This is a genomic window from Mesorhizobium sp. M0217, assembly GCF_040321955.1.
Taxonomy (GTDB): domain Bacteria; phylum Pseudomonadota; class Alphaproteobacteria; order Rhizobiales; family Rhizobiaceae; genus Mesorhizobium.
Genome location: NZ_JAMYSN010000020.1, coordinates 33,092 through 59,890, shown reverse-complemented (window position 1 = coordinate 59,890; position 26,799 = coordinate 33,092). Strand labels below are relative to the sequence as shown.

Here is a 26,799-nt window from a genome sequence, read left to right as displayed (position 1 = left end):
TTCATTCTCCGAAGCGACCATGGTCGCACCGCCCGACATTGTCGGCCAGTTGCAACTCACTTTCTCGGCACGACCTCCACTGCACGTCAGGGCGCATGGAAGATTTTCTCCTTTGGATTATTCCTAAGGCAGCTTTCGTCACGCGATAGAGCAGCGTGTGATTGGTGCGTGAGGCTCTTTTTTGTCCATGCACGATTCCGGAAGGGTGATGAAATCGATTGTTTTGATCAAAGTCATCCACGCTATGAATAACAGCCGCAGCACATGCGTTTTCAAAGCGCTTCAGGCTTCCCGGATGGCTACTCCGATGTGAAGCGCATGGCATTCCAAGCGCTCTGTCAACCAAACGATGAGTATCGGCGTCGACCCACATTGCCTTCGTCTTCGCGACTCCGTGACAGCGGCTGGCATTGTGTTTGTAGAGCATCGGGCGAAGATCATGTCGATCGGCCATCTCGCCTGCCTATCGGCAAACCCTTGAACAATGATCCACGCACCAGCGCGATTGTGATCACGAGCGCCTCTGAGCTCGGGAGGTTCGGTTTTCTGAGGGCCTGGGTCTCCGAAGCGATGGAGGTAGCTAGCCTTCCTGGTGCTATACGGTTGTGCTCTTCATGGACTGGACGCATTTGCGTCTCGAAAGCGGTTCTTCAGTGGAACCGGCGCCAAGGCCCGTCTGTGGTCGTTCAGAACACGGGGTGCCGTCTCCAAACCGGATATTGGAGCGGGCAGCCGCCGGAATTTGACCCATGGAGATGAGCGCCTGTCAGGAGGCGTTTCGAAAACGGCGCGATCTTCATCGCGGCTGTTTCATGGTGTCATTCCTGACATGTTCTTTATAATCGGCAGCTTGCGGATAGTCTTGCCCGTCGCCGCCCGTAGCGCGTTGGCGACGGCCGGGCCGATAGGCGGCACACCTGGCTCACCAACTCCCGTGGGCGGCTCCTCGGACGGCACAATGTGCACCTCGACTCGCGGCATCTGCTCGATCCTGAGCGGTGTATAGGTATCGTAGTTCTCTTGGTCTACGACACCGCCATTCAGGGTCAGCTCCTCCTGGAGGATCGCGCCTAGCCCGAAGCCGATACCGCCCTCCATCTGAGCGCGAATCTGGTCAGGATTTATCGCGGTGCCGCAATCTACCGCGCAGACGACGCGGTCGACCTTGAAACCATTTTCATCGTTGAGGGTGATCTCCACCACATCGGCGACATAGGTCGAGAGGCTTTCATGCAGGGCCACGCCGCGGAAACGGCCTTCCGGCAGAGGCTTGTCCCAGCCTGCCTTCTCAGCAGCCACTTTAAGCACGGCGGCATTCCGTGGATGGTGACCGAGCATTGACAAGCGGAAGTCGACCGGATCACGGTTCGCAGCGGCGGCGAGCTCATCGATCAGGGTTTCCACCGCGTAAGCGGTGTGGGTGGAGCCTACCGAACGCCACCACAGCACCGGGATGTTCACGTCCGTGGTGGTCAGCTCGACCTTCAGGTTCGGGATCGCATAGGGCAGGTTGGTGGCGCCCTCTACGGAGGTTGGATCGATGCCGTTCTTGATCATCGCCGCAGAGGTCGAACCGCCCAAGACCGATTGGCCCACGATGTGGTCATGGAGAGCGACGACATTGCCTTTCTTGTCGAGCCCCGCCTTGACTGCATGCACATAGGCCGGCCGGTACCGCCCACCCCGCATGTCATTCTCGCGGGTCCACTGCACCTTCACTGGCTTGCCGCGTCCCAGTGCACGCGCTGTGGAAACAGCTTCGATAATGACATCTGCATCAAAGACCGCGCGGCGGCCGAAACTGCCGCCGGTCTTCATCACGTGCAGCCTCACCTTGTCCGGCGTGGTGCCGCCTACCTGAGCGGCAGCCGCCTGATAAAGGTCGGGCATCTGGTGTCCGCCCCAGACGTCGATGGTGCCGTCTTCGTTGATTCGGGCGGCCGCGTTGAGTGGCTCGATCGAAGCATGGACAAGATAGGGGAATTCGTAGTGCCCCTCGATGATTTTCTCAGCACTGGCGAACGCTGCGGGAGTGTTACCGTCGTCGCGCGCGGTGGCCGCGCCCAGATCGTCTGCTGCCTTGTTGTATTCGGCCATGATCTCGGCCGTGCCGCGCCCTTCGGCCTTCTCCTCGTTCCAGGTCACCTCCACGAGTTCGCGGCCCTTGAGCGCCGTCCAGGTGTCCCTGCCAACCACGGCAATGCCTCGCGGCGTCTGGACGACATCGACAATGCCGTCGAGTGCCTTCGCCTTGGTTGCGTCGAAGCTCTCGATCTCGGCGCCGAACTTCGGCGGATGGATCATAACGGCCGTCTGGAGTCCCTCCATCATGAGGTCGATCGTGTAGGTCTGCGCGCCGTTGGTCTTGCCGGCGGAATCGTAGCGCTTGAGGCTGTCCGATCCGACCTGGGCCCACTTGTCGCGCGGCTTTAGCGGCACGTCGTCGGGAACCGGCATTCCCGCTGCGGCTTCAGCCAGGTCACCGTAGCGCGCCTGCATCCCTGAGGCGTGCGACACGACCCCGGAAGCGACTTTGATCTCGCCGGCTGGCACATCCCACCGCTGCGCCGCGGCCGCCACCAGCAAGGCCCGTGCGGCAGCACCCGCCTTGCGGTAGCGTTCCCACGACGAACTCATCGACGTGGAGCCACCGGTTGCCTGTGCGGCCCCGCCCCAGGCGAGATTGCCGTAGAGCGCGGTATTGCCATATCCGCCGACCACGTCCACCTGCGCCCAGTCGCCGTCGAGCTCTTCCATAACCAGGGTGGCGATGCCGAAATAGGAGCCTTGTCCCATCTCGAACTGCGAGGAGTAGATGATGACTCGGTTCTCCTTTGTGATCTCGACATAGGTCTGGAAGGGGTTCGCCTGAACCTTTGCAGTAGTCGTTTGTGCGATGTCGGACGCCGCCAGCACTAGCCGGTAGCCTACGGCGAGGCCAGCGGTGGTGACGCCCGCGCCGACGAGGAACCGGCGGCGCGTGGGCCGCACGGAGTTATGCTTCGAGAGAAACTGCGACATGCCTCAAGTCTCCAGCCGGTTGGCGGTCTCGTGGATGGCCGCGCGGATGCGATGATAGGTGGCGCAGCGGCAGAGATTGCCGCTCATCGCCGAATCAATATCATCGTCCGACGGCTTAGGCGTTTCTGTAAGCAGGGCCACGGCCGACATGATCTGGCCAGACTGGCAATAGCCGCATTGAGGTACGTCGAACTCGGCCCACACGGCCTGGACCGTTTCGCCTATCTTGCCCGACACACCCTCAATGGTGGTGATCGAGGCTCCTTCGATGTCGCCGACTGCGGTCTGGCACGAGCGCGTCGGCATGCCGTTAACGTGAACCGTGCAAGCGCCGCACTGGGCAAGCCCGCAACCGAATTTCGTTCCCGTGAGTCCGATGACGTCACGGACCGCCCAGAGCAGCGGCATCTCTGGATCGACGTCGAGTGTTCGCGCCTCGCCATTGAGGGTAAAAGCGACCATTGCTTGCTCTCCTTGTCCTGAGCTGGCTATCTCGTTGAGCCTCCGCCCGCCTGGCAACCGAGCTCTTGTTGCTGGGCCTAGCGACCACACCGTAGGAACGCGCAGCTCAAGCAACAAGCCGCTAGTTTGGCGAGTTACGAGATCGTGAAGTGGGTCGTGTCGAAAGGCTGGAGGCAACTGAATGTCATTTTTTGGGCGGACAGGCCGCTTAGGCTGGGTTACACGAGACTGGACATTCGGGTCGTCGCGAACATCGACCGCTGGTCGGCCGCGTCCGGCAGGGCCCTGATTGGCTACACGAAATGAAATGGGACGACTATCGATGGGGGCCTACCTCGACCCGCAACCTCCACGACGGGACCCTCAGGTTTCCGACTATCGTCCCGGGCGGTGGCCGAGCTCGGCGCCTCGGACGCTATAATAGACGGTGAGGCGTTCGTCGTTGACCAGAAGGCTTGTCGCGCATTCCCAGTCTTCAGCGGGCTCTTGGCCGCGGCGGGAGACGTCAGGACCATGCTTGCCGGCTTCGACCTGCTCAAGATCGACGGCGCGGGTCTTCGCGATCGGCCACTCGTTGATCGGCGCAAAGCGCTAGTTAACCTGCTGAAACGCCGCCAAACGGCATCGTTCTGAGCGACGAGATCAGCGGCGGCAGCGACATTCTCGCGCAAGTCTGCCAGTTCGGCCTCGAGGGCACCGTCTCCAAGCTTCGTGTCAGTCCATATCGATCCGGCCGGCGCTAAGAATGGGTGAGACAAAATGCGTGCTGAGTGGTGAGTTCATCGTCATCGGCTGCGAACCCGGCAACAGTTACGGCGGTCGGGAAGCGTGCTCTGGCGAATGTCGAGGACGGAAGTATGGTGTTCGCCGGCGGCATTGGCACTGGCTTCAATGCGCGCACCGGGCCGGAAAGTAAAGCGCCGGCTCGATGCCATCCCAATGGATAAACCACCCATTCCTAGTTTGAAGGCGAACGGTGCGGCATGGGCGGAGTGCCCTGCGCAGTCTGTACCTCCGCAGTCGATTGTTGAGTTCGAAGGGGGGTGTTATTGGCGTCGATACCGCTCAAGCCATGGCTATCAGCACGCCGAGTGCGTTGTTTTCGATCAGTTCTCGAAATGAGCGGGTAAATACCTTTCACTTGCCGAACGGGGTTTGCTGTTCACCGGCTGGCATCCGATGGCAAACCTTTCAACGCGGCGGCGATCTGGCGCTTCGCTGCTGGGGGCAGAGGCAGGATGGGACGCGGGGGTTCGGCACTGCAAACGTCGAGCAATTCAGCGAGTGCATAGACGACGCGAAGGCTCGAGAACTCCTTGAAGAGGCTCCAGATCGGGACCAGCGCGGCATTGATCCGTCGCGCTTCGGCCGCATCGCCCTGTTGCGCCGCTGTGACGATCGTCATGCAGACCTCGGGCAGGATCCCCGCGAGGACGCTGTACCATGTGTCGGCGCCGGCGATCATGGCCTCGGCGGCGTTCCAGTCGCCGCTGTAACCAATCGAGAACCCTTCCGGCAGTGTGCGCCTCTGGGCGGTCAGGTGGTTCTTGATCGCATGGCTTTTGTCTGTCGGATTCTTGATGGCGACAATCCCAGCCACCTTTGCCAGGCGGCTGACAAGGGGTGGACTGAAATGGAAATGCGTCGTTCCTGGATTGTCGTAGACGACGATCGGCAGGCCACTTTCGCGCGCCACAGTGGAGAAATGATCGAACACCTCGTCATCAGTAAGCGGGGTGTAGGATGCGGCGGCAAGCAAACCCGCAGCTGCTCCAAGGGCCTTGGCGTCTTGCGCGAGCCCCACGGCTTCATCGGTGCGCAGCGCGCCCACACCCACCACGACCGGCATTTGCCCCGCCGTTTGGTCCAAGGTCTCGGAGAGCGCCCGCCGCCGTTGCTCGCGCGACAGATAGATGTATGTGCCGGTGCTGCCGAGAAGACCGATGGAATCGACCTGAGCAATGCCAAGCCGAGCAATCAGCCTGCGCAGGGCAACGCTATCGACGCGGCCGTCACGATTGGTCGGGGTGATGGGGAACGCGGAAAGACCGCTCAGGAATGCCATGGCAAGGCTCCAGATCTATGTGTGAGCGCAGAGGTGACCGCACGCCAGGTCATTACAAGACGTCCAAAGCCCGCCGCAGATCGGCGATCAGGTCATCAGCGTCTTCAAGCCCCACCGAGAGACGCATGAGATCCTCGCCGACTCCATCGGCCAAATGGGCATCCTTGCGGATCGGCTGCCGAGCACGGATGAGGCTTGCTGGATGATAGATGAGGCTGTCGGCATCGCCGAGGCTGACGGCGCGAATGATCAGGTTGAGCCGGTCCATCATCCGGCGCGCTCCTTCGTATCCAGCGTGGAGGCCAAAGGCCAACATGCCCGATCCGTTGGACATCTGTTTTCGCGCCGTCACCTGATCAGGGTGCGAGTCCAGGAACGGATAACTCACAAATGCCACCGCCGGGTGCGCTTCCAGCGCCCGAGCCACCGCAAGGGCCGTGGCGCTGTGCCGTTCCATACGCAGCGTCAGCGTCTTGAGACCGCGCAGGATCAGGAAAGCTGACATCGGCGAGAGCGCTGCGCCGGTGATGTAGCGCAGGCCCGTTTCATGCAGCGTACGGAGCGTTTGGGCGTCGCCGAGAAGCGCCCCGCCAAGGGCATCGCCATGACCATTGATGTACTTGGTCAGCGAATGGAGCACGATGTCCGCCCCGTGCTCAAGCGGTCGCTGGAGCGCGGGCGAGGCGAAGGTGCTGTCGACTGCAACCCTTACACCGCGCGCGTGAGCGCGCTCGGCAATTGCCGCTATGTCGAGGATGCGGCTCAGCGGATTCACCGGCGTCTCGAAGAAAACCAGCCGCGTCCGCTCGGTGATCGCAGCATCGAGATTTTGGGGATTTGACAGATCGACCGCGACGACCTTGATGCCGAAGCGGGGGACCGCCTGTTCGACCATGGCAAGCGTGTTCGCATAAAGCGTCTTGTGGACGATGAGTTCATCGCCCTGGGACAGGAGCGACAGGATCAGAGTGCCGAAGGCCGCCATCCCTGAGGCAACAACCAGCCCCGCCTCGGCTCCTTCCAGAATCGCGAGCCGCTGCTCGAGGATCTCGGTCGTGGGATTGTATTCGCGCGCATAGAGCCGTCCACCAAGGGCGGCGGCGGCATCGTTTGCTGCCACGCTTTCGAACCCATAGGTTGACGTCAGGAACACTGGCGGCTGGACGGCATTGGAAAAGCCGGCCGGATCGTAGCCATGATGGATCGCCCGGGTGGCAAATCCGGGGCTGGTGCGGTTGAGCGACCCCGTGGGAGTATCGGTTTCGGATTGAAGGGAGCTGGTCATTCGGCCTCTGCGATCTTTCTTGGGGTTCCGAAAGATTGACGGCAACCTGGCCAATGTGAAATATCCAGTTGGCGATGAAAGAGATGGTCCAGTCTTCAAGTGCCGGGTCTGCAGCGCGCTCGCATGCGATGGGTGCACGCCAGATCTACGAAGCCCTTCGCGAGCAAATCCTCGGCGGCGTCTACGAAACCGGCAGTCAGTTGCCATCCTCCCGGGCCCTGGCAAATGACCTCGGCGTTTCGCGAACCACGGTGACGGTCGCCTATGAGCAACTGGCTGCGGAGGGTTTCATCGAAGCCCGTCAAGGCGCGCGACCTCGCGTTGCGTCTTCGTTGATCGGCCATGAGACGGGCCGCACTCACGCGAAACGGGTCGGCCCAATCCACCTGTCCGCATATGGCGAGCGGCTGCGCGCGACGTCACCCTGGCCAGATTATCTGCCGACTGGGCTGAAGGTCGAGTTCCGCTATGGGGACCTGGCACCGTCGGATTTCCCTTCATTGGTCTGGAAACGCGCGATGAACGAGGCGATGGGGCAGCGCCCGCTGCGTCTTGCCTATGACGATCCTCGCGGCTCGCGCCGGCTTCGCCAGGCGCTTCAGGGCTATCTCTGGCGCGCCCGGACCCTGAGCTGCGACCTCGACCAGATCATAGTTGTGAACGGTTCGCAGCAGGGCCTTGATCTGTGCGCGCGCCTGCTTCTCGATCCCGCCGACCGTTTCGTCATCGAGGATCCGTGCTACAGGATGGCGCGTCAGGTCTTTGCCAGTACGGGTGCCTCACCCATCCCGGTCATCGTCGACGAAGACGGGATGAGGACCGAGTTGCTAGCGGGGATCGGAGCACGACTGGCTTATGTGACGCCATCGCATCAGTTTCCGCTGGGCGGCGTCATGCCGATCGCGCGCCGCCATCAGCTTCTGAAATGGGCGCGGCACAACAACGCCTATGTGATCGAGGACGACTACGACAGCGAATATCGCTACGACATCAATCCGGTCCCTCCGCTGCACAGTCTCGAGGACCACGGGGCTGTCATCTACCTCGGCACGATCTCCAAAACGCTCTCGCCGATGCTGCGCATCGGCTACCTCGTCGTCCCGCCCGAATTGCAGGAGGTCTTCGCAACCGCCAAACAATTCGCAGACCGGCATTCGCCGGTCGCTGAACAGGAAGCGCTGGCATCGTTGATCGAGAGCGGCGGCTACGAAAGCCATGTGCGCCGTGTGCGCAGGCTGAACGGCGAGCGTCGGGAAACGTTGTTGGGTGCCTTGCAGCACAGCTTCGGGGATCGCATCACTGTCCAGGGAGCAGATGCGGGACTGCACGTCGCGGTTTGGTTCAATGACCTGCCACGATCGCGGGAAACGGCCTTGGTCGAATCCGCCCGCGACGCTGGCCTGGGGCTACACCTGATCTCGCCGCTCTACGAACGGCCATCGGACGAAGGCCGCACCGATCGCGTCGGACTTGTCATGGGCTATGCCGCCTTGAGCATTCGGCAGATCGGGAAGGGCGTTGAGGTCCTGCGAGAGGTTGTCAAGCAGGTGCAAGACGCGATGCCGGCGCGGAACAACTGAGCCGGGGCGACGCCGAAAGCTGGCGCTGAAAACGGTCCGAGGGCCCCCCGTATTTCTTTCCAAACAGCCAACTGGACCGGGAAAATGCCATGCAACTGGCGCTGTTGATCGGGCCAGTTTTGCAGCAGGTTTCCACGGACGAATTTCCGAGAGCGATGATGACCTGGCGAGGAAAGCTGCTTCACGTCCATATCGCGCCTGCCGCCTCCTATGAAATGGAGGAGCTGGCGCAGGCGCAGCTTATTGCCGGCCAAGGCGTTGTCGGAGACCGCTACTACCTGGGGACGGGGACCTATTCCGCGCGTCCTGACGTTCGCGAAGTGACGCTGATCGAAGCTGAAGTCTTGGACGCCATCGCCCAGGGCGAACCCAGAATTCCGGGCTTCAAGGCCAAGCTCGCACCCGAAGATCACCGGCGCAATCTGACGACACGAGGCGTTCCGCTTAGCCATCTTGTCGGCAAACGCTTCCGGGTCGGGGAAACGATTCTCAGGGCCGCCCGGATGAATGTGCCGTGCAAGTATATCGAGGAGTTGCTCGGGCTTCCGGGTCTCTACGAGGGGCTTCTGAACCGCTCCGGCCTGAACTGCACAATCGAGGTCGGGGGCGTGATCCGCCCCGGTGATCTGATCTTGCCCATCGACGAGTGAAACGCCATGGCCTCGCCGCGCATCATCATGAAGCTGACCGTGACCGCCGCCCGCAAGGAGCCGGGCGACGTGCTGGTCATCGACCTGAAACACCCACGCAAACCTGTGCTGCCGGCGTTCGAAGCGGGTTCTCACGTCGACGTCCATCTGCCTGAAGGGAAGGTGCGTCAGTATTCACTTTGCGGCGACCCGACCGAGCTTGGCCGCTACACCATCGCGGTGAAGCGCGAGAATGACGGCCGTGGCGGCTCGGCGTGGATCCACGAAACCATTGCCGTCGGCTCCACACTGCCTGTCTCCGCGCCACGCAACCATTTTGCGCTCAAGCCAGGCGAGGGGCCGACTTTGCTGCTGGCAGGGGGAATCGGGATCACCCCGATTCTGGCCATGGCGCGCGCGCTCACCCGGCAGGCCAAGCCCTTTGAGTTGCACTATTTCACCCGCAGCCGGGCGCTCACGCCACTCTTGGCGGCGATCGGGCGCGATCTTCCCGGCGGCAATGTGCGGATCCATTTCGACGACGAGCCTCAGACCCGGCAGGACATCGCCGCGCTGCTGGCGAACCGTTCGGCCGAGGCTCAGGTTTACTATTGCGGGCCGCCTGGCTTCATGGCGGTTGTGGGGCGCGCGGCCGAACACTGGCCCGAGGGTACTGTTCATTTCGAAACTTTCCAGCCTCCCGAGTTTGATGGCGCGCCACCGGAACCATTCGTCATAGAACTGGGTGAGGGCAGGATGGTCGAGGTTTCGGCGCAGACCACGGCGCTCGCGGCCCTGCGCGGGGCCGGTGTGCCGTTGATGGCCTCGTGTGAGAATGGGGTGTGCGGGACCTGCGAATGCGCAATGCTGGCGGGACAGCCGATCCATCGGGATGCCGTCCTGTCCAAGGAGGCACGCGGCCACCGCTTCATCCCCTGCGTGTCGCGCGCGACAGGTTTGTTGAAACTCGATCTTTGACCATTTGGGCGGGGGTCCTGTGAGACCGGCAGCTGATTTGCGGGAAACTGAATGACGAGGAAACTGGAATATCTGAACGAGATCGAGCGCTGCGTCTCCTGGCTCGCAGCCTGGACGATCCACCACGCCAACCACGTCCGCGAGGGCGATGAGATCAAGGTCGGGGGGCATCAGGCCTCGTCCGCGTCGCTGAGCACCATCATGACCGCGCTCTACGGTTCGGTCCTACGCCCGCAGGATCGGGTGGCGGTCAAACCCCATGCGGCGCCGATCTTCCATGCACTTCAGTATCTGGCGGGCAACCAGACTCACGAAAAGCTCATGAACTTCCGCGGCTACAAGGGCGCGCAGAGCTATCCTTCGCGGACGAAGGATGTCGACGATGTCGACTTCTCGACCGGGTCGGTGGGTCTCGGCGTTGCTCAGACGCTGTTCTCGTCACTGGTGCAGGACTACGTCTCGGGTCACGGCTGGATGAAGGAGCGTTCCGAGGGCCGAATGGTCAGCCTGATCGGCGACGCCGAGATGGATGAGGGCAACATCTACGAGGCCCTGATCGAAGGCTGGAAGCACGGGCTCAGGAACTGCTGGTGGGTGGTCGACTACAATCGCCAGTCGCTCGACGCCGTGATCCGGGAGGGCCTCTGGCAGCGGTTCGAGCAGATTTTTCGCAACTTCGGCTGGGACGTGATGGTCCTGCGCCACGGCGCTCTGCAAGAGGCTGCCTTTGCCGAGCCGGGGGGCGAGAAGCTGCTCGAGTGGATAGAGCGCTGTCCGAACCAGCTCTATTCGGCGCTGACCTTCCAAGGGGGTGCTGCCTGGCGCAAGCGGCTGCTCGACGAGATCGGAGACCAAGGGCGGGTAACCACTCTGATAGAACGCCGCTCCGACGACGAGTTGCAGGCGTTGATGACGAACCTTGGCGGGCATGACATGCCGAGCCTCCTCGAAGCCTTCGAGGCGGCGTCCAGGCATGACCGTCCCGTCTGCTTCATCTGTTACACCATCAAGGGCTACGGTCTGCCGCTTGCCGGACACAAGGACAACCACGCGGGGCAGATGACGCCCACGCAGATGGAAGACTACCGCCTGCAGATGGGCGTAAAGCGGGGTGAGGAGTGGGACAAATGGGCGGCCGCCAACTTGCCGGAAGCGGAACTTGACGCCTTCTTCGCAAGGGCGCCGTTCTTCAGTGAGGGCCGTAGGAGGCTGTCTGCGCCGTCGGTGCCGGTGCCCGAAACCCTTCCGTCACCGGGGCAGCCCGGCAAACCGCTCTCGACCCAGATGGGCTTCGGCCAGATCCTGAACGACATCGCACGAGAGCGCAGTCTGCTTGCCGACCGCATTGTCACCACCTCGCCCGATGTGACGGTCTCGACCAATCTCGGTGGCTGGGTTAACCGGCGCGGCCTTTTCGCCCGGGAGACCATGGCGGACACCTTCAAGGCCGAACGCATTCCGTCGACCTTTACCTGGGAATTTGGGCCGAAGGGGCAGCACCTCGAGCTCGGGATCGCCGAGTCGAACCTGATGATCATGCTCGGGGCGCTCGGTCTCTCGCACTCGATTAATGGCGTGCGCCTACTGCCGATCGGGACAGTCTATGATCCCTTCATCTACCGATCGGCCGACCAGCTAAACTACGCCTGCTATCAGGATGCGCGCTTCATGCTGGTCGCAACGCCCTCGGGCGTGACGCTGGCGCCCGAGGGCGGGGCACACCAGTCGATCGGAACCCCATTGATCGGCATGGCGCAGGATGGGCTTTGCGCCTTCGAACCGGCCTTCGTCGACGAACTGTCCGTGATCATGCGCTTTGCCTTCGATTACATGCAACGTAATGGCGAGGGGGATCCGGATGAGATGACGTGGCTGCGTGATCAGACCGGAGGATCGGTCTATCTTCGCCTGTCAACCCGGCCGCTCGAGCAGCCGCTGCGCGACATGAAACCGGCGCTCGCGCGGGACATCGTCAACGGCGCCTATTGGCTGCGTCCGCCTGGGCCCAACGCGAGTGTCGTCATTGCTTACCAAGGCGTTGTCGCGCCGGAGGCGATTGCCGCGACGGGTCTTCTGGCGGAGGACCGGCGCGATGTCGGGCTGCTCGCGATCACCTCCGCGGACCGGCTTAATGCGGGCTGGCAGGCGGCGGAACGAGCCCGGCAGCGTGGCGCGATTGGCGCCCTGAGTCATATCGAGCGGCTGCTCGCGCCGCTATCGCGTGACTGCGGCATCGTCACCGTGATCGACGGCCACCCGGCGACGCTCGCGTGGCTCGGTGGGGTTAACGGGCATCGCGTGAAGGCGCTCGGGGTCGAGCATTTCGGCCAGACGGGGACTATTGCGGACCTCTACCGTCACCACGGCCTGGACACCAACGCCATCGTACATGCGGCACAGGCGGTGAGTGCGGGACCGGCTGTTCGCTACCGGAAGGCGCTGCCTTGACCATGAGCTACCGGACGCTTCGGGCCGGTACGGATCGGCTCACGTCCACCGCCCGGCCATTTCCACGGGCGTTCCGGTTCGCTTCAAAGCGGACAGCTGCCAGGGACACTGTGGACGTTCTGATCGCGCTAGAGTAGCTCGTGCGACCCCCAGGGTCACCTGGAATACGCAGGGAGGCGGCTTTTATTTAGCCTTGCGTCCAATTACGAATTCGATCCAATCCAGTCCGGAGCAAAAGCTCCGCGTCCTCCCGATTTTCGGCTTCGACGTAGCACCGCATTTCCGGGGCATTTCCGGATGGACGCAAATGCAAGACACGCTTATCCGCGAGAGTGATACGAAGCCCGTCAACATCGCTAACCTTGCTTACCACTCCAATCGACCCGACGAAGGCGGCGATGTTAGTTTCCGCTGTACGAAGGTATGTCATGAGGCGAGTGCTGCTTTCGACGGAAAAATTTTCCAAGCGATCCGCAACCGCCGCTGGCAATTGAAAGGAACTGCCAATCTCCGACAGTGGCTGCCCACTTGTATTAACAAGGGAAAGTGCCGCAAGGATGGGGAGAAAACTGTCGCGTGTAGGTAGCGCTGGCAGTTTAGTTCCGTTCGGGTCAAAGTCCGTGCCGGTCAACAAACCACCGTTTGCTTCGAAACCAACCACGCGCTCGTGACCCGACGCAACCAAATCGAGCATGGCAGCAATAACAAATGGCGATCCAACCTTGGTACGCACGACTTTAAAAGAACCTGCGGTCTCGATACCAGAGTTTGATGTGACCGGCGTGACGACTGCCTTCGCTTGCAGGAAGTTCGCCGTAATCAGGCCTAACAAATCACCGCGAAGGGGGTCTCCGTGGTCGTCAGCTACCAGTGGGCGGTCACCATCGCCATCTGCCGAGACGACCGCATCAAGCCGATGCTCTTTGGCCCAGAGCTTGAACTGTTGAGCAGTCTCGTCCGAGACCGCTTCAGTGTCGACAGGAATGAAACCTTCCGAACGTCCCAGGGTTACGACCGTCGCACAGTGATATGAGAGAATGTCAACCAAGAGATCGCGCGCGACTGTGCTGTGCTGATATACGCCCACCGTTAAGCCCTTTAGAGCATTAATCTCCATAAGCTTTCGATTGCGCGCCATGAAAAAGGCCTTGCATTCGGCCTCCCGGTGCTGCCGGCGTGCAACAGCACCTTCAAGGACGTATCCGCGCTTCTCCAACTGCAAGGCGATGCGCGTTATCTCCCGCTCATCACCCTTGTCGATCTCACCGTCGGGTCGATAGAATTTTATTCCATTACGGTCGGCCGGAATGTGCGAGCCTGTGATCATCAAACAACCACTCTTACGCGCCTGAGCATACAGTGCCAGGGCAGGGGTGGGGACGGCGCCGCAATCGACTACGATGAAGCCGAGCGCAGACAGTGCCGCCGCACAGACGGCGGCGATGGCCGGACTCGAGGCGCGAAAGTCGCGCCCTATGAGTATCTCGTCGCCAATTCTGGCCAGGCCGGATTCCAGCAGGAATGTCGCGAATGCCGTTGCATATAGGGCAGAGGCGGCTCCTGCCAATTCTGTCGCCAGGCCCCGTAATCCACTTGTTCCGAATTTCATACCAAATCCGACGTTGCTAACCGGGTTTTGAGGGTAACATGCTCAAACTTTGGCTCGTCCGGAATGCCCATCTACAGATCCCTCGGACGAGAACAAGAAGTACATTCGGTTACCGTAGACGCGCTCGGTTATCGAGGGTTACCCTTGTGAGGATTGACGCAGTCGGCGTCGGCGTGGGCAGCGCACCGTGACCTTCACGGCGACGAGTTGGAGCGGATGGGGTCCGGGCCCGGCAGGGCTCCTCGCGGCTGGCTCACATGAGCGCTATCGCCATCGAGTGATTGTCTCAGTCTACATTAGCTCTGGGTCCCGAAAGCGCGTACAGCAAATCCTCTTATCTATCGCCGTTCGGTGTAGCTCCCGTTCAGAAATGCATGATAGACACTCTCGATGCCTTCCATGAGAGTGATCTTTGCTGCCCATCCCAAAGTGCGCAGCTTCTCGACGCTCATCAGCTTTCGCGGTGTACCGTCAGGTCTAGAGTGATCATGCGCGATCTCCCCAGTAAATCCGACTACACGGCAGATCATTCTGGTCAGCTCTAGGATCGTGATGTCCTGTCCGCAGCCGAGATTGACGTGATCATGGTCAGAGTAGTTCTTCAGAAGGAAGACTAATGCGTCGGCGCAGTCGTCGACGTGCATGAATTCCCGACGTGGTGTGCCCGTGCCCCAGATGGTGATTCGCTTATCACTTATGAGCTTAGCTTCATGCGCTTTCCGGATCAGCGCTGGGATGACGTGGCTTGACTGCAAGTCATAATTGTCGCCTGGCCCGTAGAGATTCGTCGGCATAGCGGAGATGTAGTCGCGGCCATATTGCTGGCGATAGGCTTGAGCCATTTTGATGCCGGTGATCTTGGCGACGGCGTAGCATTCGTTGGTGCGCTCTAGTGGCCCGGTCAAAAGCGCGCTTTCAGGAATGGGCTGTGGTGCCATCTTCGGATAGATGCAAGACGAGCCGAGGAAGAGGACGCGGTCGACATTGTTTTCGTGGGCTGCCGCGAAGATATTGGCCTCGATCATCAGATTGTCGTAAAGAAAGTCGACCGGATAGGTGGCGTTCGCGAGAATACCACCTACCTTTGCCGCCGCCATAATGATAGCGTCCGGTTTCATCACTGCCACGAAGTTTTCAACCTCGGTCTGTCGCTTGAGATCTAGCTCTCCGCGAGGGGCGGCCACAACTTTGCAGTCTTCAGACGCGAGTCGGCGTACAACAGCGCTGCCCACCATACCTTTGTGGCCAGCGACCCACACGGTTTTTCCGTTCAGATCATACATTACGCTTCCTTCATGACTACAGATGTCTGCATGACCTTCAGGTCTTCGCGGACCATTTCCGCAGCAAGGTCGCGCACGGATATCTCATGCACCCAGCCGAGCTTCTCCTTCGCCTTGGTAGCGTCACCCAGGAGAAGATCGACTTCCGTGGGGCGGAAGTAGCGTGGGTCCACTTGGACTAGGCATCTGCCGCTCGCTAGATCATAGCCCTTTTCGTCGACACCCTTGCCCCGCCATTCGATCTCGACGCCGACATCTTCGAAAGCCCACTCGACGAATTGGCGGACAGGAGTCGTTTTGCCCGTAGCCAGCACGTAATCATCCGGTTGATCCTGCTGCATCATCATCCACATACCTCGCACGTACTCACGCGCATGGCCCCAATCGCGTTGAGCATCGAGATTGCCGAGATAAAGCTTGTCCTGCTTGCCCAGGTAAATAGCAGCGGCAGCGCGGGTGATCTTGCGCGTCACAAAAGTTTCGCCACGGAGGGGGCTTTCGTGATTAAAAAGAATGCCGTTGGAAGCGTGCATACCATAGCCCTCACGATAATTGACGACCATCCAGTAGGCGTAGAGCTTGGCGGCGGCGTAAGGGCTGCGCGGATAAAAGGGCGTCGTTTCGTTCTGCGGTACGGACTGCACGAGGCCGTATAGCTCTGACGTCGAGGCTTGATAGAAGCGGGTCTTGTCCGTCAGACCGAGGAGGCGAATCGCCTCAAGAAGTCGCAATGTACCGATACCGTCCGCGTTTGCTGTGTACTCAGGTGTTTCGAACGACACCTGGACATGGCTCTGAGCAGCCAAGTTGTAAATTTCGTCTGGCTGAGATTCCTGAACCACGCGGATGAGGTTAGTCGAATCAGTGAGATCACCGTAATGCAAGATTAAGCGCGGATCGGATTCGTGCGGGTCTTGGTAGAGGTCTTCGATACGACCGGTGTTGAAGGAAGAGGAACGTCGCTTAATCCCATGAACGATGTAGTCTTTTTTGAGAAGAAGACGGGCAAGATAGGCACCATCCTGTCCAGTTATGCCCGTAATAAGAGCAACTTTCCTGCTATCACCCATTCTATTCCTGCTCAATTAAAGTTTAAAGTTTCGGCTCCGGCTCGCCACGCCGACACAATGTGCGGCCCGCCCCGTGCCCCATGGAGCACTTCGACAGATGCGGCGCGAAGATCGTCATTGACTGTCCGCCAGCCGAGCACACCTGCTCTGCTTAGAGTCACGAGCAAAAATAGAGTCGCGCCGCTAACCTGACGGATTCGTACATGCGGTCTGAGTGCCGCTCAGCTCACGCCCTGAGCGACATGTACTCCCAGCACCTTGCAGCTGATTTGCTCTTCTATCAGCGAGTGAGGACGCCTTTCTTTCTTGCTTCAGCGTCTTCTAATGGGAATTGTTTGGATCCGTGAAATCGATTGTTTGGATAAAGTGCATCCACAGAATGGATGGTCTGAGCGAGCAGCGGGGGCGCATCGCCGGCCCGGAGTCGTAGCGCGAGCTTCCGTTCGGGGCGAGGACAAAGTTCGTGGCCGCGAGCGTCACCACAGCATCCGGCACAGGTCGTGCAGAACTTTGGGAGCCGACTGCGGATTCTGTCGATCAGCTGGTTCCAGGCGCGTCGAGCCGTCGACCTCATCTCGCCCGGTACCGGTTGCTGTATGCAGCCTTGCACCCTTGGCGTACGGCGTCGACGGAATGATTTGCTTCGGCAGGCAGTGTCGTAGCGTTTCCGGCTGTTTCGGCTCTATTGACCGGGCCCGCGTCAGCCGAGCCCCTTCATCATGGCATCCAACACATGGATGGCCGGCATCCACTCAATAGATTTTACATATGCGGCGGAGGCCCAGTAGAGAAGGCTGAACCGGAAGCGAGGGCAACCCTAAGCGAGGGCATCGGCTTCAAGCTTTGCGAGCGTCACGGGATTAGTGGGCAGTGCTCTGAGTGAGCTCTTCTGCCCTATGGCCCGGCCTCTGCCAAGGGCCCGGCGTCAGGGTCTACTATGTCGACTAAGGATTCCAAACCGGATGCAACCTCCTCTCCGAAACGAGATTTCCGAAAATGCATGTTAGTGGATTGGAAAAGCGCCGGTTCGTCGTCTCTCGGAGGCGTACGGGGTTCGGTGATTGTCTGTGGTCATTGGCGGCCGCTTGGCGCTACGCGCAGCGGTCGGGACGAACTCTAGTCATCGACTGGCGGGGGGCCTGCTACCTCGACCAACCCTTCACAAATGCGTTTCCGGTGTTCTTCCAGCCGATCAATGACATCGCTGGCGTGCCGGCTATTTCCGACGACCGGATCAACGACGTTTCCTTCCCTGGTCCATTCTTCCCGGAGTGGTGGAACAGGCCGGCGATCGAGTGCCTTTACCGGCCAGATGAGCAGATTTTCCAAGAGCGCGATGAGTTGGGCGAGCTCTTTCAGGCCGAACACGATGTCGAAGCGAACACAGTAGTGTGTGACGCTTGTCTGATGTGGCGGTGCGATGAGGATGCAGAGCGGCAGGTGTTCCAGAGTGTCCAGCCTCGGCCAGAAATTCAAGCCCGCATAGATGCCATTTATCAGGAATGTTTTGAGGGGCACAGCATCATCGGGATTCATGTTCGGCACGGTAACGGTGAAGACATCATGGAGCATGCGCCCTACTGGGCCGATCCGGAGCTCGCCGTTCGGCAAGTGTGCGCTGCAATTGACAAGGCTAAGGCGTTACCGCACCCCAGGCCTGTGCGGCTGTTCTTATGCACGGACAGCGCGCGGATACTGGATCTTCTGTCGGCCAGGTTTCCCGATCTGCTCACTGTCCCGAAGCACTTCGGATCCAATCAAGGTGGCCCCTTACACACTGCAGCACTCGGGATTGACGGCGGAATTTCCGCCCTCGTTGAGATGTATCTTCTCGGGCGCTGCGATACCGTAATTCGGTTTCCCCCGACGAGCGCCTTTACACGATATGCACGCCTTTTCGCACCACGGGTAATTGAATTCGATCTGAAAGAGCCAAGTCGTTTGACTTTGATAGAAGGCAGCCAAGTCTCTGATCTCAGTTAAGACCCGCCACCTGCGCAATTCGGCAGACGCAACCAACAGGCATAGTTGAATGCGCATTTCTCACCGACGCCAGTGGAGGCGTCGTACATTACCGATAGCGTCGTCATCTGACGCCGCCTGCAACGCGCCAGAACTTCGCTGTTACGCGGGGGCCGCAGACAAGCCAGAGCGACGGCGATCGTGACGCTGACGCTCGAAAGAACGCGGGCGATCACTCCAGAGACGAAATTGAGGTTGGTTATGAAAGTCATTCCCGTGATCATCAGCGGCGGAGCCGGATCGCGGCTATGGCCCGCCTCAAGGCAATCGCACCCCAAACCTTTCCTCAAAGTGGCGGATGGATATTCTCTCATTCAGCACACTGTGCTGCGCGCCGCTTCGATAGAAGGTGTCGTGGAACTCGTCGCTGTTACATCCGGGGACCACCTCTTCCTGGCCAAGGACGAATTTGACGAACTGGATTCCGTGGTCCTGCCACGCACCTTTCTGCTCGAGCCCGAAGCTCGGGATACGGCCGCCGCCGTGGCTGCAGCCGCGATCCATGCGAGGGCAACGCAAGGCCCTGACGCGATCCTGTGCGTCTTCCCGGCCGATCACCTGATTAGCAACCTGCCTGCGTTTTTAGACGTGATGGGCCTGGCCATGGAACATGCGAAGCTCGGGCGGATCGCCACATTGGGCATCACCCCAACCAGACCGGACACCGCATTCGGCTACATCGAAGCAGATGGTGAGAACGTCGTCCGTTTCGTTGAAAAACCGGATCTGGAGACAGCCAAAGCCTATGTCGCGTCTCAACGCTTCTTCTGGAACGCCGGCATCTTCTGCTTCAGTGCGCAAACCATGCTCGACGAGATGGCTTTGCATTGTCCCGAGGTGCTCCAGGCCGTCGCCGACAGCTATGAGAACGGCCGCGCCAGTCAATGCCAAGGCTTTGCCAAAATCGAACTCGCGCCTGAGCATTTCGGTTCCGCGCCGCGAATCTCGCTCGACCACGCTGTCATGGAGAAGACTAACAGACTTGCCGTGATTCCCTGCGACATGGATTGGAACGACATCGGATCTTGGAACGCAATGGCCGATTTGATCGCCCCCGACGAAAGCGGGAACAGGATACGCGGCGATGTGCACATGGTCGACACGACCGGCACCTATGTGAGCTCAGACAAGCGCGTCATCGGCACGGTGGGCGTAAGCGATCTGGTGATCGTGGATTCCCCGGACGCTTTGCTTGTCACATCCCGCGACCGCGTTCAGGACGTTAAGAAGCTCTTCGAGGGCCTCAAGGCTTCGGGACATGAAGCTCATCTGGTCCATAGCACGGTACACCGGCCCTGGGGTACCTATACGGTTCTGGAGGAAGGCGAGCGCTTCAAGATCAAACGCATCGAGGTGAAGCCCGGTCGCCAGTTGAGCCTGCAGATGCACTATCATCGTTCGGAGCACTGGGTCGTGGTCAGCGGCTCCGCCAAAATCGTCAATGGCGAGCAGGAGTTGTTCCTGGGGACAAACGAATCTACTTACATCCCCTGCGGCCATAAGCATCGGCTCGAAAACCCAGGCAGAATTGACCTGGTTATCATTGAAGTGCAGAGCGGCGATTATCTCGCCGAGGATGATATCGTTCGCTTCGACGACGAATATGGTCGAACGTAGATAACAGTACAAAAAACGTTAAACGGCGAGCCGTCGCTCAAGGATCTCTGTCGTGGGTTCTGGGCCTGACATTGACAAGCAGCGGGCCGAGCGTGTCATAGTATCCGCCCCGCACTCTCATCAGGCACTCGATCGTGGTCGAAAACATCGGTGAGCGCTTGACAGCGCGCCGTCCGCGGTAACGAAGACTTCAGATCTTTTTGGGCGGACCCGTTGCTCAGCTGTTCAACGGCACAGCCGTATTTCAGCCTGTAGGCGGAAATGAAATCCTCATCGCTGCAGATGCAGCGGCCGCTGGAATCTTTGGCTTTCGGATCATGGAGGTGAGAACCAAGGGGGCGCAGTAGATACACGCGAGTGCTGGTTGTCGGACTATCGGAAAACCCGCACTATGCTTGACCAGGTCTGCGGCAAGCATGATCCCGGCAAGCACTGATTGAAAGGCCATCGCAACCACGGTTCGAACGAGACGACTTCCATCGCTAAGCTGGAACACCAGACCGCCGCAGATAGCCTGCTGATAAAAGGAACGGAGGGGCTGGCCAACAAACGCGGCGAGCGGCTCACCCTCGTCGAGCGACACAGCCGATTCACGATGCTTGTAAAGGTGGCGAGGAGGGACTCGGCCACCGTCGTGGCGGCCCTCGCCCAAACGATCGGCACATTGCCCGAAGAGTTGCGGCGCTCGCTAACGTGGGACCAGGGTAAGGAGATGGCTCGGCACAAGAGCTTCACCGTTGCAACCGATCTACAGGTCTACTTCTGCGATCCGCGAAGTCCTTGGCAGCGCGGCAGCAACGAAAATACCAACGGTCTGCTCAGGCAGTACTTCCCGAGAGACACCAACTCTCCCATGTCTCGCAGGCCCAACTCAACGCCGTCGCCCTGCGGCTCAATCAGCGACCCCCGAAAACCCTGGACTTCGAAACGCCGGCCTATAGGCTACAGAAGGTGTTGCGATGACCGGTTGAACCCACCGCCCCACTCTGGTCGTTCAGCCATAAGCCGCAGGGCGCCAGAAGCGGACTCTATCAACGGCAAGGAGCCCGCAGAATCTGCGCAACTGTTCCTCTCAGAGACATCTCGGAACTTTCGGTTGATTGCGAAGCAAAATTGACCCCTGGCACCGAAGGTGGCGCATGCTTTCTGGGAGATGGCGAATGCGATGTACGTAGCGGGTGTCCGCCAGAAGTCGACAACGTATCTCAGAGGATTAGAGGCAAGCGCGGTTCGAAGACTACCTGCCCTTCTGAACTCGGTCTTTGCCGAGCGCCTTGGTCCACATGTCATGACTACAACATGTCCATCTTTAGGCGGTTTCGGACCTCGGTCGTGCATGCTAGAGGCTGTGATGATTTGGGGGAATCATGGCGGCACCTGCGCACATCGGCTGGCTAAAGAAGACGGCGACCAATGTTGCCACGACCGAAGGCGTCGAGGTCGAGGTCTGGGATCTGGAACACCAGCCAGACGACGCAGTGCTATCGTCGTGGGCCAAGCATTTCAGGCAGCACTACTGCAAGGACGAAGAGTTACCGGACTTTATCGAGGGCACGGGGCACACGCCAGCCACCTATCTCGCGACAGTGAAGTTTCCAGACCCAGTCCATCCTCCTGGACCGGGTACACGCTCGGGTGACTTCGGCGAAATCCTGCTTGCCGACTTCGCGGAGTACATCTTGGGTTATTGGTGCCCCCGGGAGGGTAGATACGAGAACCGCGACAACCGGAACGTTCCGTCGAACGGCTGCGACGTGGTCGCATTTAAGTTCCATGGCGACGATCCTGTTCACCCGAAGGACGAGCTTCTTCTCATTGAGTCGAAGGCGGGCTTAAAGGCAAAGAAACAGAACCGGTTGCAGAACGCGGTTGAGGATTCCATCAAGGACATCACACGCGAGGCGATGTCCCTGAACGCCATCAAACAACGTCTCCTGCGCACCGACCGGCTGGCGGCCAAACGTGTGCAGCGCTTCCAGAACCAAAACGATCGCCCGTTCAAACGCGTGAACGCCGCCGGAGCCGTGCTCGATCAAGACGTATTCGACAGCGTCGATTTCACGACGACGCTCGCCAAGCATCATCCCAACTTCAAAAACCTGAAGCTTCTCATCATCCGGGGCACGTCGATGATGAACCTGGTACATGCCCTTTACGATCGAGCCGCTAATGAGGCCTAAGAACAACTCGATCCAACTGCTGGCTTCCGTCAGGTCCCGGGCCAAGATGCACGAGTTCAGGGCAGCGGAAGCCGACTACAACGAGTTCACGCGCGCGCCGGACTCGCTGGTGGTGCTAGCGATCGGAATATTGGGCGATTCCGCGGCGGCGCTTGCGGACCGGTTCATCACTTCCGACACAGAGAGCGCCATGCCAAGGTCCTGGGATGAACCGGATGGATCGATCCGGGACATGGTTCACTTCTCCGCCCGGTATTTCGACGCCTTCTTGGAATCAAGGCTGGACGAGGATCTGACCAACGAGTTCTCCCTGCTGTGCGCCACCTCCTACTATCTGTCCGACAGTATCGGCAGTGCGGCGGTCGTGATGAAGAGGACAGAATCTCCAGCCCTCGAGTTGGGGCATGGTCTCGCCTTTCTGGCCTATCGGATTCTGAAAGGGCTTTTCGCGCCGGTCGAGGAGTCGTTCGCGCACCGTTTGTTCGCCAATAGAATGTTAGCCGCTCTCCGGGCGTTTTACGCCCTGCAGGGCGGAGCCGAGGAAATTCGTCTCCTCTGCGAGGAACTCAAGGCGCATGCTTATTTGGCCGGGTCGGCCCGGGAGCTGCTCTACGCCGACGTGGTGATAGCGCTTGTCTCCCGCAAACTGGACGGAGCGGCCAGGACGCTTCTGCCCCCGAGTTCGGGCCTTGATTTGGCCGATTGGGCACCGGCCTTGAGGAAAGGATCGTTCCCAACGGAGCTCTGGCCAGCCCAGAGACTGCTTTGCGAACAGGGAATTTTGAGCGGTCGTTCCGCGGTGATCCAGATGCCAACGTCGGCCGGCAAAACCCGCGCCACCGAGTTCTTGATCCGCGCCCATTTCCTAGCACAGCGATCGTCCCTGGTCGTCATTGTGGGTCCATTCAGGTCACTGTGCCACGATATCCGTTCGGATCTGGTGCGCTCATTCGCCGGCGAAGATGTCCTGATTAACGAGATCTCGGATTCGTACCTTTTCGACATCGATCTCGCGGGAGCGCGAAGACAGAATTCGGTGTTCGTGGTGACACCCGAAAAGCTCCTTTACATGCTTCGGCGTAAGCCCGAATTCGCCGAAGAGGTCGGATTGGTCGTTTATGATGAAGGACATCAGTTCGACGGACTGACCCGTGGGCCAACATATGAACTTCTGCTAGCGTCCATGCGCATCTCGCTGCCTACGAACGCCCAGGTCGTATTGATCTCTGCCGTCATCGGGAACGCGGCCGAGATTGCCGGTTGGCTCGTCGGCGACGAGACCGCGGTGGTGTCGGGATCGGGATTGCTGCCGACGGCTAGGAACATCGCCTTCGCCAGCTGGCAGTTCGAGCGGGCCTGGTTGCGCTACGTCAGCCCGGCCGATCCGAACGCGGATGAATTCTTCGTGCCCCGCATCGTTGAGTCCAAAGTACTGGCCAAAAAGGGTCGCGAACTGAAGGTGAAACGTTTCCCCGAACGCGGCACCACCAGAAGCAACACCGACATAGGCCTCTTTCTCGGTCAGCATCTCGCCGCAAACGGCAGCGTGGCCATTTTCTGCGGGAAGAAGGAGAGCGTCGGCACGGTCTGCGACCGCGCCGTCGAAATTGCAGGGCGCGGCTTGGAGCTCGATTGGCCGGCGGCTTGCTCCGACGAAAACGAGATCCGCAAGATTGCCGATCTATGCCAAACTCACCTCGGAGATGGTCGAGTATCCAAAGCTGCGAAGCTCGGGATCCTGTCGCACCACGCCAACACGCCGCCGGGCCTGCGGCTGTCGATCGAACATGCTATGAAGGCGGGTCTGGCTCGTATGGTAGTCTGCACCTCCACCTTAGCGCAGGGCGTAAATTTCCCGATCCGCTACTTGGTGGTGACGTCCACCCAGCAGGGCAAAGAAGAGATAGCGGTGCGCGACTTCCACAACCTGATGGGTCGTGCGGGCCGGGCAGGCATGTATACCGAAGGCAACGTGATCTTTTCCGCGCCATCGCTCTACGACGATAAAAAGAAAGACGGCCGATGGCGTTGGTCGAAGACCACCAGGCTGCTGGATGCGGATAATTCGGAACCGTCGGCGAGCAGCATTCTCAAGCTTTTCGTCAGCTTCGAGCAGAAGGTAAAAGGAAAGCCGACCATCACATTGGATCTGCCGACGGAATGGCTCGATCTCACATTCGCTACCAAGCAGACCATCGCGGCGTATACCGCCGCCGCGGTGAGCGAGCGCCCCGGGCTAATAGGGAAGGACTTCAGCAGGTTTCTTTCCGACCGGGCGCGCGCGGTGCAAAGCATAGCATCGTATCTACTGTCCTACGTTGATTTCGAGAGTGACCTTGCCGAGGAGCGTGTGGAGGAACTGGCGCGGAGCACCCTAGCATATCATCTCTCCGACGACGATCTGAGGGTCAAGGTCCTGGCCGTTTTTCAGGCGGCCGCCAAAGCCGTCCAACAAGGGACGGACCTCAGCCTGATCAAACTGGTCCGAAAGTCGCCACTACCGCCGGCGGACGTCAAGGCTTTGGCGCAATGGATCGACATGCATCTGGACCGGCTCGCGGCAATCGAAACCGAGGAAGAGCTGTTGACCGCGATTATGGAAAAGGCGGCACGGCACGCCCACGCACCGGTCTTGGCGGCGGTACCCGAGGCAATGCGGCCGGATTGCCTTGCCGACTGGATCGCCGGCAGGACCTACTACGAAATCCGAGCGCGGCTGACAGCCGCCCATGTCAAGTTCGGTAACGCGAGAGCGACTTCGGAGCACGTCGTCCACCTGTGCGAAAGCGGTTACGCGTACGACCTGTCGATGGTCGTTGCTGCATTGGCCGATCTCGTTGAGGAGCGATCCGAAGATCTGCATGCGCGGCTGGTGACCGTCCAGAAAAAGATCAAGTACGGTCTGTCCAGTGACGCGGCTATTGCGTTCCAAGAGGCTGGATTCGCCGACAGAGTGGTGGCCCAGGCCCTTGGCGACGCGTTCCCGGTCATCGATGGCTATCGCGACGTGGTCACAGCATGTCGGACGCAGCGAGAATTGGTACTGGCCACTATTGAACCGTTCCCAAGATACTTCGAGGAGGTCGCGCTCGAGCTCTCGTCCGGCTATGACTGAAACAGGCCTGCCAATCTACGGGATTGCGAGGAAAGTACCTCGAACAGCGGCAATGGGGTCGGTGGCCGAATGGCAGCTATCCGCTCGACGCGTATCAAGACCGGACAGTCCGGTCACGGCCCCAAAGCTGCCAGGCGGGAACGCGCCTGACTTCGGCCGTTGAGCCGGCCTTAAGGTTTGTCCCAAAGCCGCCGTTGAAGCTGATATTTTCGCTAGCGGTCGCTCCTGTTCGTCTGAACAAACCAAACCGTTGCCACCAGCGATCGAGGTGTGTCCCGATGAGTGGGACACTAGGTGGTAGCCGCAGTATAATATGCCTCGTCTTTTCCCGGTGGATGGTTTGCCACTGCTAGTGTCGCATTACGGCGCGTTCCCGTAGGATCGGTACATGTCCGCGAAACCTGAAGACGCCGAAATCACGTTGCCGCCGCAAACCGCACCGGCGGACCTTTCGTTCGCGATGCGGGCGTTCGCTGACATAGAGGACGCCAACCGCATCGCCCACAACCTCGCGAGCTACATCCGCTTCATAAGCTCGGTAATCAATTTAGAGCGGCTTGACGGCGTGACTGTCGCTTATGATTACGATGCCGCGCTCGCCGAACTCGACCGAGGCGTCGAAGGCTTACGAACGCTCGCCCGGTCTAACGATGACCAGCTTGTCGGCGTCGCAATGTCGCCGGCCGTCCTGCGCGACGGCAAGGTCAAGGTTCACCTCGTTTTCAGCGGCGCGTACATCGAGAGTATCGGTGCGACCCCCGAACAGGACGACGCGCGAGCTCAGTCGGGTATGCAACAGGCCATCTATCTGATCGCCCACGAATGCGCGCACGTGCAAGTGACGACCGAGAAGGATAAAGCATTTCCCGGCAATATCCTCCAGAAGCAGGTCAGCTCCTACGAGGAGCAGATATTCACCCAGATCAACGAGGCCTGCTGGGACGAATATGCGGCCTGCCGCTTGAGCGCGCCGTTCGGCTCGGGGCACCTGGCTTATTACGAAGAAGGGTTGCGCGGCGTGGCAGGCGTCGCTCGACAGAAGGCCGCTGCCGCGCGCGACGGTTTCTGGAAACATCGTGATCTCAACCGGATCGTCGGAGAACTTGGAGCGCCGATTTCGGAGCCTCTCCGAATGGCGGCCTACACGTTTGGGCATATTGACGGCAGCAATGGCGAGGCGGAGATCAGCGAGGAGACCCGACAGGCGATCGATGAGGCCGGCTACACCGAGGCAATCGAGGAACTGGTCGCTCAGCTCCGGAAACTCTGGAATGAGCGCGGCGAATGGATGTTTCCGAGCGAGTTCGACGTACTCGGCGATGTCGCCCGCGGCCTATTCTACGAGGAAGGACTCCTGATCACCCCGAACGGCGAGGGGGCAAACATTCAGGTGTGGGACCCTGCGATGTACGACGGTCCCGTCGCAGCCTAACGA

17 protein-coding genes and 1 pseudogene are annotated in these 26,799 nt (G+C 60.0%); 10 read left to right on the top strand and 8 right to left on the bottom strand.

From position 1 onward, the window contains the following. Window position 1 precedes the first annotated feature (1 nt). The 5 genes from NKJ18_RS25090 to NKJ18_RS25070 form a co-directional block, all read right to left on the bottom strand. Entirely contained in the window at window positions 2-454 is a 453-nt protein-coding gene (locus tag NKJ18_RS25090; RefSeq protein ID WP_156936514.1) for a hypothetical protein, read from the bottom strand. Between the two features lie 356 nt (window positions 455-810). Beyond that, window positions 811-3,021, bottom strand: a complete 2,211-nt coding sequence (locus tag NKJ18_RS25085) for a xanthine dehydrogenase family protein molybdopterin-binding subunit (RefSeq protein ID WP_352760133.1) — start codon at window positions 3,019-3,021, stop codon at window positions 811-813. Window positions 3,022-3,024: 3 nt separating this feature from the next. Next, window positions 3,025-3,483: a (2Fe-2S)-binding protein gene (locus tag NKJ18_RS25080; RefSeq protein WP_023708041.1), complete on the bottom strand. Its 459-nt coding sequence runs from the start codon at window positions 3,481-3,483 to the stop codon at window positions 3,025-3,027. Between the two features lie 1,162 nt (window positions 3,484-4,645). Continuing rightward, window positions 4,646-5,548 carry a dihydrodipicolinate synthase family protein gene (locus NKJ18_RS25075; protein WP_352760131.1) on the bottom strand — a complete coding sequence of 301 codons (903 nt, stop codon included), beginning with the start codon at window positions 5,546-5,548 and terminating at the stop codon, window positions 4,646-4,648. A 52-nt stretch (window positions 5,549-5,600) separates the two neighbouring features. Beyond that, window positions 5,601-6,833, bottom strand: coding sequence for a trans-sulfuration enzyme family protein (locus NKJ18_RS25070; RefSeq protein ID WP_352760128.1), 1,233 nt, complete (start codon window positions 6,831-6,833; stop codon window positions 5,601-5,603). Between the two features lie 74 nt (window positions 6,834-6,907). On the opposite strand from NKJ18_RS25070, the gene pdxR reads away from it, so the two are divergent. From pdxR to NKJ18_RS25050, 4 genes are all read left to right on the top strand, one after another. Then, on the top strand, window positions 6,908-8,413 hold the full coding sequence (gene pdxR / locus NKJ18_RS25065) for a MocR-like pyridoxine biosynthesis transcription factor PdxR (protein ID WP_031245458.1): 1,506 nt from the start codon (window positions 6,908-6,910) through the stop codon (window positions 8,411-8,413). Between the two features lie 158 nt (window positions 8,414-8,571). Then, a complete protein-coding gene (locus NKJ18_RS25060; RefSeq protein ID WP_023704114.1) occupies window positions 8,572-9,063 on the top strand; it encodes an MOSC domain-containing protein in 492 nt (163 codons plus the stop codon). Between the two features lie 6 nt (window positions 9,064-9,069). Next, window positions 9,070-10,020, top strand: a complete 951-nt coding sequence (locus NKJ18_RS25055; RefSeq protein ID WP_023750582.1) for a PDR/VanB family oxidoreductase — start codon at window positions 9,070-9,072, stop codon at window positions 10,018-10,020. 51 nt (window positions 10,021-10,071) lie between these two features. Then, window positions 10,072-12,468: a transketolase gene (locus NKJ18_RS25050; protein ID WP_023672394.1), complete on the top strand. Its 2,397-nt coding sequence runs from the start codon at window positions 10,072-10,074 to the stop codon at window positions 12,466-12,468. A gap of 187 nt (window positions 12,469-12,655) precedes the next feature. On the opposite strand, the gene NKJ18_RS25045 is transcribed toward NKJ18_RS25050, so the two are convergent. From NKJ18_RS25045 to gmd, 3 genes are all read right to left on the bottom strand, one after another. Further along, window positions 12,656-14,077, bottom strand: a complete 1,422-nt coding sequence (locus tag NKJ18_RS25045; RefSeq protein WP_023746211.1) for a phosphomannomutase — start codon at window positions 14,075-14,077, stop codon at window positions 12,656-12,658. 338 nt (window positions 14,078-14,415) lie between these two features. Beyond that, window positions 14,416-15,360, bottom strand: a complete 945-nt coding sequence (gene fcl / locus NKJ18_RS25040; protein WP_352760124.1) for a GDP-L-fucose synthase — start codon at window positions 15,358-15,360, stop codon at window positions 14,416-14,418. Then, window positions 15,360-16,430: a GDP-mannose 4,6-dehydratase gene (gene gmd, locus NKJ18_RS25035; protein WP_023672397.1), complete on the bottom strand. Its 1,071-nt coding sequence runs from the start codon at window positions 16,428-16,430 to the stop codon at window positions 15,360-15,362. The genes fcl and gmd overlap by 1 nt, the downstream gene beginning before the upstream one ends. Window positions 16,431-17,426: 996 nt before the next feature. Here gmd and NKJ18_RS25030 point away from each other — a divergent pair. The 6 genes and pseudogenes from NKJ18_RS25030 to NKJ18_RS25005 all read left to right on the top strand — a co-directional run bounded on the left by NKJ18_RS25030 (window position 17,427) and on the right by NKJ18_RS25005 (window position 26,796). After that, on the top strand, window positions 17,427-18,413 hold the full coding sequence (locus tag NKJ18_RS25030; protein ID WP_023711832.1) for a nodulation protein NodZ: 987 nt from the start codon (window positions 17,427-17,429) through the stop codon (window positions 18,411-18,413). A 240-nt stretch (window positions 18,414-18,653) separates the two neighbouring features. Continuing rightward, window positions 18,654-20,069 (top strand): mannose-1-phosphate guanylyltransferase/mannose-6-phosphate isomerase, encoded by a 1,416-nt coding sequence (locus tag NKJ18_RS25025; RefSeq protein WP_023750584.1) that lies wholly within the window; start codon window positions 18,654-18,656, stop codon window positions 20,067-20,069. Window positions 20,070-20,634: 565 nt separating this feature from the next. Continuing rightward, window positions 20,635-21,032 (top strand): annotated as a pseudogene (locus NKJ18_RS25020) (IS30 family transposase); the annotation flags it as partial. 404 nt (window positions 21,033-21,436) lie between these two features. Continuing rightward, complete coding sequence (locus NKJ18_RS25015; protein WP_031245459.1) at window positions 21,437-22,249, top strand: Hachiman antiphage defense system protein HamA; 813 nt, start codon at window positions 21,437-21,439, stop codon at window positions 22,247-22,249. Next, on the top strand, window positions 22,215-25,364 hold the full coding sequence (locus tag NKJ18_RS25010) for a DEAD/DEAH box helicase (protein WP_156936515.1): 3,150 nt from the start codon (window positions 22,215-22,217) through the stop codon (window positions 25,362-25,364). The genes NKJ18_RS25015 and NKJ18_RS25010 overlap by 35 nt, the downstream gene beginning before the upstream one ends. Before the next feature lie 388 nt (window positions 25,365-25,752). After that, window positions 25,753-26,796, top strand: a complete 1,044-nt coding sequence (locus NKJ18_RS25005; protein WP_023750588.1) for a hypothetical protein — start codon at window positions 25,753-25,755, stop codon at window positions 26,794-26,796. Window positions 26,797-26,799 lie beyond the last annotated feature (3 nt).